Genomic DNA, 637 nt, shown 5'->3' with positions numbered 1-637 from the left:
GCCCGGTGACCGCCGGCGCCCGGGTGCTCGAGGTGAACGCCCGCACGCAGAACTCCGCCCGTCCGCCGTTGCGCGGCGCCAAGACCGTCGTCGCCGGCGGACGCGGCGTGGGCTCCGAGGAGGGCTTCGCGATCGTCGAGCAGCTCGCCGACGAGCTCGGCGCCGCCGTGGGCGCCTCGCGTGCCGCCGTCGACTCCGGCTACACCGCGGCCGAGCGCCAGGTGGGCCAGACCGGCGTGATCGTGTCCCCGAACCTGTACATCGCCCTCGGCATCTCCGGCGCCATCCAGCACCTGGCCGGCATGAAGACCGCCAAGACCATCGTGGCGATCGACAAGAACGAGGACGCCGAGATCTTCGAGCACGCCGACTTCGGCGTGGTCGGGGACATCTTCCAGGTGGTCCCGCAGGTCATCGAGCAGCTGCGCACCCGCCGCGGCTGAACCGGTGCGGGCGCGGTCCGCTGCGGACCGCGCCCCTCGGACGAGGAGAAGCATGCCCAAGCAGCGAATGGCCGGCTACGTCCCCCTGAAGGGCGCCCCGGCCGAGACCGAGCCCGCCCCCGCCCCGGCGCAGGACACCACGACGGCGGCCCCCGCCCCGGTGGTCGCGCCCGCCGCCCCGGTGGCGCCGACCA

Annotated in this window: 1 protein-coding gene; it reads left to right on the top strand. The window is 74.9% G+C overall.

What is annotated here, in order from left to right; all coding sequences use genetic code 11:
* On the top strand, positions 1 to 443 hold a 443-nt coding region (locus tag D8M29_RS12640), incomplete at its 5' end, for an electron transfer flavoprotein subunit alpha/FixB family protein (protein ID WP_148111631.1).
* Positions 444 to 637: the final 194 nt, after the last annotated feature.

The sequence above is a fragment of the Micrococcus sp. HSID17227 genome, assembly GCF_003989405.1.
GTDB lineage: Bacteria > Actinomycetota > Actinomycetes > Actinomycetales > Micrococcaceae > Micrococcus > Micrococcus luteus.
Note: the sequence above shows the minus strand (reverse complement) of the source record. Positions and strands in the feature narration are given on the sequence as shown.